This window comes from Pseudorhodoplanes sp., assembly GCF_035565855.1.
Taxonomy (GTDB): domain Bacteria; phylum Pseudomonadota; class Alphaproteobacteria; order Rhizobiales; family Xanthobacteraceae; genus Pseudorhodoplanes.
Window position 1 is genome coordinate 1 of record NZ_DATMRX010000168.1, and the last position, 8,592, is coordinate 8,592.

9 protein-coding genes are annotated in these 8,592 nt (G+C 64.9%); 8 read left to right on the forward strand and 1 reads right to left on the reverse strand.

Translation table 11 applies throughout. From position 1 onward, the window contains the following. The 6 genes from VN004_RS09190 to VN004_RS09215 all read left to right on the forward strand — a co-directional run. Positions 1-790 (forward strand): thymidylate synthase (locus VN004_RS09190; protein WP_325609187.1); only part of this gene is annotated, 790 nt, incomplete at its 5' end. Beyond that, positions 787-1,329, forward strand: a complete 543-nt coding sequence (locus VN004_RS09195) for a dihydrofolate reductase (protein ID WP_325609189.1) — start codon at positions 787-789, stop codon at positions 1,327-1,329. The genes VN004_RS09190 and VN004_RS09195, both read left to right, overlap by 4 nt. An 86-nt stretch (positions 1,330-1,415) precedes the next feature. Next, the gene (gene hflK / locus VN004_RS09200; protein WP_325609191.1) at positions 1,416-2,570 is read left to right on the forward strand and encodes an FtsH protease activity modulator HflK; all 1,155 of its coding nucleotides are present in this window, start codon (positions 1,416-1,418) and stop codon (positions 2,568-2,570) included. A gap of 9 nt (positions 2,571-2,579) precedes the next feature. Further along, positions 2,580-3,515 carry a protease modulator HflC gene (gene hflC, locus VN004_RS09205; RefSeq protein ID WP_325609193.1) on the forward strand — a complete coding sequence of 312 codons (936 nt, stop codon included), beginning with the start codon at positions 2,580-2,582 and terminating at the stop codon, positions 3,513-3,515. A 27-nt stretch (positions 3,516-3,542) separates the two neighbouring features. Then, complete coding sequence (locus VN004_RS09210; RefSeq protein ID WP_325609195.1) at positions 3,543-3,728, forward strand: DUF2065 domain-containing protein; 186 nt, start codon at positions 3,543-3,545, stop codon at positions 3,726-3,728. A 129-nt stretch (positions 3,729-3,857) separates the two neighbouring features. Continuing rightward, a complete protein-coding gene (locus VN004_RS09215; protein ID WP_414710262.1) occupies positions 3,858-5,405 on the forward strand; it encodes a Do family serine endopeptidase in 1,548 nt (515 codons plus the stop codon). Between the two features lie 65 nt (positions 5,406-5,470). On the opposite strand, the gene serB is transcribed toward VN004_RS09215, so the two are convergent. After that, the gene (gene serB / locus VN004_RS09220; protein ID WP_325609198.1) at positions 5,471-6,367 is read right to left on the reverse strand and encodes a phosphoserine phosphatase SerB; all 897 of its coding nucleotides are present in this window, start codon (positions 6,365-6,367) and stop codon (positions 5,471-5,473) included. A gap of 14 nt (positions 6,368-6,381) precedes the next feature. Here serB and miaA point away from each other — a divergent pair, with 14 nt between their 5' ends. Further along, on the forward strand, positions 6,382-7,290 hold the full coding sequence (gene miaA, locus VN004_RS09225) for a tRNA (adenosine(37)-N6)-dimethylallyltransferase MiaA (RefSeq protein ID WP_325609200.1): 909 nt from the start codon (positions 6,382-6,384) through the stop codon (positions 7,288-7,290). A 159-nt stretch (positions 7,291-7,449) separates the two neighbouring features. Beyond that, the coding region (locus tag VN004_RS09230; RefSeq protein WP_325609202.1) for a caspase family protein at positions 7,450-8,592 on the forward strand (1,143 nt) is incomplete at its 3' end.

The following is an 8,592-nucleotide window of genomic DNA, read 5'->3' on the forward strand; positions in this document are numbered from 1 at the left end:
GCAATATCTCGATCTAATGGAACACGTCCTGCGGGATGGCGTGGAGAAGCGCGACCGCACCGGCACCGGCACATTGTCGGTGTTCGGCCATCAGATGCGTTTCGATCTGCGCGAGGGCTTTCCGCTCGTCACCACCAAGAAGCTCCACGTCAAATCCATCATCCACGAATTGCTGTGGTTCCTGCGCGGCGACACGAACGTCAAATATCTGCGCGACAACGGCGTCACCATCTGGGACGAATGGGCGGACGAGCACGGCGATCTCGGTCCGGTCTACGGCGCGCAATGGCGTTCCTGGCCGTCACGCGATGGCGGAACGATCGACCAGATCGCGAACCTGATGCGCGATCTCGAACGCAATCCGGATTCCCGCCGGCTGATCGTCACGGCATGGAATCCCGCCGATATCGGCAGGATGGCGCTGCCGCCCTGTCACTGCCTGTTCCAGTTCTATGTCGCGGAAGGCCGCCTGTCGTGCCAGCTCTATCAGCGCTCGGCCGACATCTTCCTCGGCGTGCCGTTCAACATCGCGTCCTATGCCTTGCTGACGATGATGGTCGCGCAGGTGTCAGGGCTGAAGCCCGGCGAATTCATTCATACGCTCGGCGACGCGCACCTTTATCTCAATCATCGCGAGCAGGCGGCGCTGCAATTGTCGCGCAGTCCGCGCGCGTTGCCGGTGATGACGATCGATCCTTCGGTGCGCGACATCTTCGCGTTCCGCTATGAGCATTTTGCCCTGACGGGATACGACCCGCATCCGCACATCAAGGCCGAGGTTGCGGTGTGACCGAAGGCGCGACGCGGCCGCGCGGGATTGCCATCGTCCTCGTCGTTGCGGTCGCCGAAAACGGTGTGATCGGGCGCGACAACAAGCTGCCGTGGCGCATCAAGTCCGACCTGAAATTTTTCAAGAGCGTCACCATGGATCGGCCGGTGGTGATGGGTCGCAAGACCTATGACTCGATCGGCAAGCCGCTTCCCGGACGGACCAATATCGTCATCACGCGGCGGCCCGACTTTGCCGCCCCCGGCATTCTGGTGGCGCCCGGCGTCGAACCGGCGCTCGCGGCGGCGCGGGGCGACGCGCTCCGGCGCGGCGCCGATACGATCGCGGTGATCGGCGGGACCGAGATTTTCGCCCAGACCCTGCCCCTGGCAGATCGCATCATATTGACGCTGGTCCATGCAAAACCGGTGGGGGATACCTATTTCCCCGATCTCGACCCCGCGGTCTGGCGCGAAGCCGAACGGCTGCCGCAGCCTAAGGGGCCGGACGACGAATATGGCTTTACTATTGTTCATTATCAGCGTGCCGGCGCGGCATGAGCGCGCGTTGTAAGGGACTGGGTGGTCCCCTATAACCCCGCGGAACATGGGCGACAGACCGATCGGCTGCGCCAAGGAGGATCAAGATGCCGTGGAGTAATCAGGGCGGTGGTGGCGGCCCGTGGGGTTCGGGGCCGAAGGGACCTTGGGGTTCGGGGCCACAGCCGAGCGGCGGAGCTCAGCCACCGGATCTGGAGGATTTGCTCCGGCGCAGCCAGGACAAGCTGAAGACGGTGCTTCCGGGCGGTAGCTTCGGCGGCAAGATCGGCGTCGTCGTCGCGCTGCTTGCGGCGCTGTTCCTGTGGGGCATTTCCGGATTCTTCGTGGTGCAGCCCGGCGAACTCGGCGTGGTGATGCGCTTCGGCAAGTATGTGCGCGATGCACCCGCGGGCTGGGGTTACACCTGGCCTTATCCGATCGGCGCGGTCCAGAAGGTCAATATCGAACGCATCAACCGCATCGATGTCGGCATGCGCATCGTCGACGATGCGCGGCGCGGCACCACGACCCGCGACGTGCCGGAAGAAAGCCTGATGCTGACCGGCGACGAGAATATCGTCGATGTCGACTTCGCCGTGTTGTGGAAGATCAAGCCGGACAAGGGCGCGGGCCAGTTCCTGTTCAACATCCAGTATCCGGAAGGCACCGTGAAAGCTGTCGCCGAAAGCGCGATGCGCGAAGTGGTCGGCCGCTCCAACATCCAGCCGATCCTGACCGGAGCCCGTCAGAACATCGAGAACGCGGTTCATGATCTGATGCAGAAGACGCTCGACGAGTATCATTCGGGCATCCTGATCACGCAGGTCCAGTTGCAGAAGGTCGACCCGCCGGCACAGGTGATCGACGCCTTCCGCGACGTTCAGGCGGCGCGCGCCGACCTCGAACGCGCGCAGAACGAGGCGCAGACCTATGCCAACCGCGTGGTGCCGGAAGCCCGCGGCCGTGCCGCGCAGATCCTGCAGAATGCGGAAGCCTATCGCGAGCAGGCGGTCGCCGAAGCCCAGGGTCAAACCTCGCGCTTCAATCAGGTGTACCAGGAATACGCCAAGGCGCCGCAAGTCACGCGCCAGCGGCTCTATCTGGAAACCATGGAGCGGCTCCTGAGCGGCACCGACAAGATCATCCTTGATCCGGGCACCGGCTCCGGCGGTTCGGGCGTCGTGCCGTATCTGTCGCTCGATCAGAACCGGCCGCGGCCCGCACAGCCGCAGCAGCAGCAACCGCAAGCGCAGCGCCGCTAGGAGGCCATCATGAAACTCGGTATTGCGGGCGGCGTGCTGCTGGTCCTTGCGGTGGTTGCAGCCTTTGTCGGCTACAGCGCCCTGTTCACCGTCTACGAAACGCGCCAGGCGATCGTCATCCGGCTCGGAAATCCGATCCGGGTGGTGACCGAACCCGGTCTGCATTTCAAGGCGCCGTTCATCGACAACGTCGTCTATGTCGACAAGCGCATCCTCGATCTTGAGAATCCGGCGCAGGAAATCATCGCCTCCGACCAGAAGCGGCTCGTGGTCGATGCCTTCGCCCGTTACAAGATCGTCGATCCGCTGCGCTTCTATCAGGCGATCGGCACGGTCCCGGCCGCAAATTCGCAGCTGGCGACCCTCCTCAACGCGGCGCTCCGCCGCGTGCTCGGCGAATCCTCGTTCCAGAGCGTGGTGCGCGACGAGCGTGACGAGTTGATGCGGCGCATCCGCGAGCAGCTCGATCGCGAGGCCCAGCGCTACGGCATCAACGTGGTCGACGTCCGGATCCGGCGTGCCGACCTGCCCGACGCCAACAGCCAGGCGGTCTATCAGCGCATGCAGACCGAGCGTCAGCGTGAAGCTGCCGAGTTCCGTGCACAAGGCTCGCAACGGGCACAGGAAATCCGCTCGCGCGCCGATCGTGAGGTCACCGTGCTGCTGGCCGAGGCCAATGCCAAGGGCGAGCAGATCCGCGGTGAGGGCGATGCGACCCGCAACCGGATCTTCGCCGAGGCCTACAGCAAGGATCCCGACTTTTTCGCCTTCTATCGTTCGATGCAGGCCTATGAATCCGGCCTCGGCAACAACGATACCCGCATGGTGTTAAAGCCGGATTCGGAATTCTTCCGCTATTTTGTCGATCCGTCTGGCAAGATGCCGAACGTGACGCCGCCAAAGGCTCCGGCCACGCCGGGCTCGCCGAACGCGGCAGCGAATTGAGCTGCGCACGATCGATAGAAGCGGGGGATGTGGGACTTTATCGTTGCGATCGGGCTGGTGCTCGTTCTTGAGGGGCTGATGTTTGCGGCGTTTCCTGGCGCCGCAAAACAGGCCATGGCGCACGTGCTCGAAACCCCGGACCATGTCCTGCGCTCGGTCGGGATCGGTTCCGCGTTGATCGGAATCGCGGTGATCTGGCTCATTCGGGGCTGAGCGGTGTTTATGCGGTGAGGGCCGCATTTGCGCCGCAAAATCACGTCCCCGTTGGTTCTCGGTATTATCCTTGCTTCAGCGCTGCGAGATGGGCAGTCTGAAACACGATCTGCAGGAGAATTGGCAGCCATGACGGCTCCTATCGCAATGATTTTCAAAGCGTTTCGGCCGGCTCTCGCCGGAATGGCTGCGGCGTTGGTGATGCTGCCGGTACTTTCGGTTTCTGCGCAGGCGCGCGGACCGGAGAAAATCGCCGACGTAGCAGAATCCGTCATCGACGCGGTCGTGAATATCTCGACCTCGCAGCGGGTCGAGGCTCAGGTGCGGCCCGGTGGGCCTCGCCAGCCGGAGCGGCCGGAGCGGCGCGGAGAGGAACAATCGCCGCAAGTTCCTCCGGGCTCGCCGTTCGAGGAATTCTTCAAGGACTTTTTCGAGAACCGCCGCGGTGGTCCGGGCGGTCCCGGCGGTCAGGGCGAAAATCGCGCGCCGCGCCGCACCTCCTCGCTCGGGTCCGGCTTCGTCATCGATCCGAACGGCCTCGTGGTCACCAACAATCACGTCATCGCGGATGCCGAAGAGATCAACGTCATATTCAACGACGGATCGCGCCTGAAGGCGGAAGTCCTCGGCCGCGATCCCAAGACCGATCTCGCGCTTTTGCAGGTCAAGCCGGAGAAGCCCCTGAAGGCGGTCAAGTTCGGCGATTCCGACAAACTGCGGCTCGGCGAATGGGTGATTGCGATCGGCAATCCGTTCAGCCTGGGCGGCTCTGTCAGCGCGGGCATCGTGTCGGCGCGCAACCGCGACATCCAGTCCGGCCCCTATGACAATTACATCCAGACCGACGCCGCCATTAACCGCGGCAATTCCGGCGGTCCGCTGTTCAACCTCGAAGGCGAGGTGATCGGCATCAACACCGCGATCATTTCGCCCTCGGGCGGATCGATCGGCATCGGCTTCGCCGTGCCGTCCAAGGTCGCGATGACCGTGATCGATCAATTGCGCGAGTTCAAGGAAGTGCGGCGCGGTTGGCTCGGCGTGCGCATCCAGCAGGTGACAGACGACATCGCCGAGAGCCTCGGGCTGAAACAGGCCCGCGGCGCGCTGATTGCGGGCGTCGATGAAAAAGGCCCGGCCAAGCCCGCCGGCATCGAGGCCGGCGACATCATCATCCGCTTCGACGGCCGCGACATCAAGGAGATGCGCGACCTGCCTCGGATCGTCGCCGATACGCCGGTCGGCAAGGACGTCGAAGTCATCGTGCTCCGCAAGGGCAAGGAAGAGAAGAAGACGGTGAAGCTTGGCCGTCTGGAGGATGCGGAGAAGGCGCGTCCGGCTTCGGTGCAGAGCGACGCCAAGCCCGACGACAAGACCGTGGTGCAGAAGGCGCTCGGGCTCGACCTCGCCAATATCTCGCCCGAGCTCCGCAAGCGCTACAAGATCAAGGACAGCGTCAAGGGCGTGGTGATCACCGGCATCGACCAGAACTCGGCCGCGGCCGAAAAGCGGCTCAGCGCCGGCGACACCATCGTCGAAGTGGCGCAGGAAGCGATCGGCACCACCGACGACTTCCAGAAGCGGATCGAGAAGCTGAAAAAGGATGGCCGCAAGCTCGCGCTGTTGCTGGTCGCCAACCCCGAAGGCGAATTGCGGTTCGTGACGCTGAGCCTGCAATAAGCAGCCATCGCACTCTGGATTCCGGGTTCGCGGACTTGATGTCCGCGGCCCGGAACGGCACCTCGCTATTCCTCCACGAATTCGTCGCGCCGATAGCCTTGCAGATAGAGAAGCGCGGTCAGGTCGCCATGGTCGATCCTGACATCGGCGGCTTCGGCCACGGCCGGCTTGGCATGGTAGGCGACGCCGAGCCCGGCACGCCCGATCATCGCGAGATCGTTGGCGCCGTCGCCCACGGCAATGGTTTGCGTCAGCGGCAATTGCATATAGCGCGCCACTTCGAGCAGCGTATCGAGCTTGGCCTCGCGGCCGAGGATCGGCTCCTCGACCATCCCGGTCAGCGTGTCGTTCTCGACCAGAAGGGTGTTGGCATGGTTCTCGTCGAACCCGATCATCTCCGCGATCTCGCGGGTGAACAGCGAGAATCCGCCCGACACCAGCACCGTATGGGCGCCGTGGCCGCGCATCGTGCCGACGAGCGTCCGCGCGCCCGGCGTCAGCGTGATGCGATTGGCAATCACGTCGTCCACGACCGAAACCGGCAAGCCCTTCAAAAGCGCGACGCGCTCGCGCAGGGCCGGCTCGAAGGCGATTTCGCCGCGCATCGCGCGTTCGGTGATGGCCGAAACATGGGCCTTGAGCCCGACGAGATCGGCCAGTTCGTCGATGCATTCCTGACCGATCATGGTGGAATCCATGTCGGCCACGAGCAGCTTCTTGCGGCGATCGGCGAGTGGCTGGATGGCGATGTCGATTGCGGCGCCGTCGAGCGCTGTGCGCAGGTGCTCGCTCAAGGCCCGGATATCGGCGCGGGCGCCCGGCATGAAGCCGATATCGGCTGCCACGCCGCTCGCCAGCCATTGTATATCGGTGGCCTGCGGGAGCGCGGCGCGCGCATGCGCGATCCGCTCGTCCGTCAGGCGCGTATCGGGGGCGGCGATGAGGGTCGCGACATGAGTCATGCGTGGACGCTGCAATGAGGAAGGCCGTGCTTATCGCAGGGCCGACCGCCAGCGGCAAGTCGGCCCTTGCGCTGGCGCTGGCCGAACGGCTTGGCGGCGTCATCATCAATGCCGATTCCATGCAGGTTTATCGCGACCTGCGTGTCCTCACCGCGCGGCCGTCCCTTGAAGAGGAGGCGCGCGTTCCGCATCTCCTGTTCGGCCATGTCGATGCGTCGGTGAATTATTCGGCCGGGCGCTATATCGCCGACGCCGCACGCATCATCGCTGACCTGCCGGATGCGCGTCTCCCGATCTTCGTCGGCGGCACCGGGCTCTATTTCCGGGCGCTGACCAGCGGCCTCGCCGCGATCCCGCCGACCGACCCGGCGATCCGGGACCGGCTGCGTGCGCGGCTCGCGAGCGAGGGGGTGGAGGCGCTTCATGCCGAACTCGCCAGGCGCGATCCGGTTGCGGCCTCGCGCATCATGCCACGCGACCGCTCGCGCATTCTGCGCGCGCTGGAGGTGCTCGACGGCACCGGCCGCACCATTGCGGAATGGCACCGCGATGGTCTCCCCCCGGTGATCGAGCCGGACAACGCCGCCAAGATTTTCCTCAATCCGGGGCGTGAGGAGCTGAAAGCACGCATCGAGACGCGGTTTGCGGGGATGTTGCGGGAAGGCGCGCTGGACGAAGTGCGGGCGCTCGCTGCGCGCCAGCTGCCCGATACGCTGCCGGCGATGAAAGCGCATGGCGTGCCGTGGCTGTGCCGTCATCTCCGCGGCGAAATTTCGCTGGAGGAGGCTGCGGCCGGCTCGATCATGGACACCCGCCGCTATGCCAAGCGGCAGGTCACCTGGTTCCGTAACCAGATGCCGGGCTGGACCTCCGTCGCCCCGGAACAAGGATTGGCGGCCGTCGAAACTTTGATGCAGACTTGAACCGGACGCCGTCTGCGAGCGACCACCCCTACGGCTCGCAATGACTGTCCGCTTTGCGGAAGAGTCGTGATGTTCGATCGTTCACCGCACGGGCTGCAAGAGGCCGCCCGCATCAGCATGCGCTGCCGCCGAGAGCGTTCGAAAGGACGGAGAGGACCCATGCTCCACAGACTGTTTCACTTCGCCGGCGCCGCTGCGATTGCGGCGGGTCTATTGGCGGCGCAACCCGCTTTCGCGCAGGACAAGAAGGTCGCGCTGGTGATCGGCAATTCGGAATACAAGAACGTGTTCTCGCTCAAGAATCCGGTCAACGACGCCGCCGATATGGGCGAAGCCTTGAAGCGGATCGGATTTGCGGTCACGACGCTGAGCAATGCGCCGGTTGCCGAGATGCGGCGCAGCCTGAAGGCATTCGGCGACAAGGCAAAGCTCGCCGAGGTCGCGGTGGTTTTCTATTCCGGCCATGCGCTGCAGGCCGATGGCGTGTCATGGCTGCTGGCCACTGACGGGCAGGCGCGCAATCTCGCGGACATCACGAAGGCTTCGCTTAGCCTGCCGGAAATTCTCGAACAGCTCGAGGACGTCGAGAAGGTCGGCATGGTGTTCATCGACGCTGCGCGCAACGATCCGTTCATCGAGGCGCAGAAGCGGCAACTACCCTCCGGCCTGAAGAAACAGGTCGATGAGCCGAAGAATGTGCTGGTCAGCTTCGCCACCGGTGCAGGCCGCAAGGTGGCGGACGGCGAGGGGCGCAACAGCCCGTACACCGCAGCATTGCTCAGGCATATCGAGGAGCCGGGACTCGAACTGATCGCCCTGATGAAGAAGGTGCGGGGCGATGTCGTGAGCGCCACCGCGGGTGAGCAGGTGCCGAGCTTCTATATTTCGGCCGCCGACGACGCCTATTTCGTCGCAGCGCTGCCCAAGCCTGAGACCGCAGAGCCGGTGAAGGCCGAGCCGGCGCCGCCCGCCGCTCCGCAAGCCGCCGAACCCGCAGCTCCCGCGCCCGCAGCACCGGCGCCCGCACCGCAGGCTGTCGCGCCGGCTGCACCCGAGGCTGCGCCTGCCCCGCAGGCTGTGGCCCCGGCCGCGCCCGAGGCTGCACCGGCGCCGCAGGCGCGTGCGCCCGTGCCTCCGCTTGCCTCCGACGATCAGCCGGTGGAGGCGGTGACTCCGCCAGCGCCTGTTGCGCCGCTTGAGAAGGCGGCGGAGGTCGTAGCACCCGCCGCCGCGCCTGTTCCGGCGCCGGAGGTTGAGGCTTCGAAGCCGGCTGAAGACCTGGCCCCATCGACAAGCGCGGAC

Coding starts and splice junctions, on each gene's coding strand:
- hflK (WP_325609191.1), top strand. CDS start 1,416: ATGCCGTGGAGTAATCAGGGCGGTGGTGGCGGCCCGTGGGGTTCGGGG.
- hflC (WP_325609193.1), top strand. CDS start 2,580: ATGAAACTCGGTATTGCGGGCGGCGTGCTGCTGGTCCTTGCGGTGGTT.
- VN004_RS09210 (WP_325609195.1), top strand. CDS start 3,543: ATGTGGGACTTTATCGTTGCGATCGGGCTGGTGCTCGTTCTTGAGGGG.
- VN004_RS09215 (WP_414710262.1), top strand. CDS start 3,858: ATGACGGCTCCTATCGCAATGATTTTCAAAGCGTTTCGGCCGGCTCTC.
- serB (WP_325609198.1), bottom strand. CDS start 6,367: ATGACTCATGTCGCGACCCTCATCGCCGCCCCCGATACGCGCCTGACG.
- miaA (WP_325609200.1), top strand. CDS start 6,382: ATGAGGAAGGCCGTGCTTATCGCAGGGCCGACCGCCAGCGGCAAGTCG.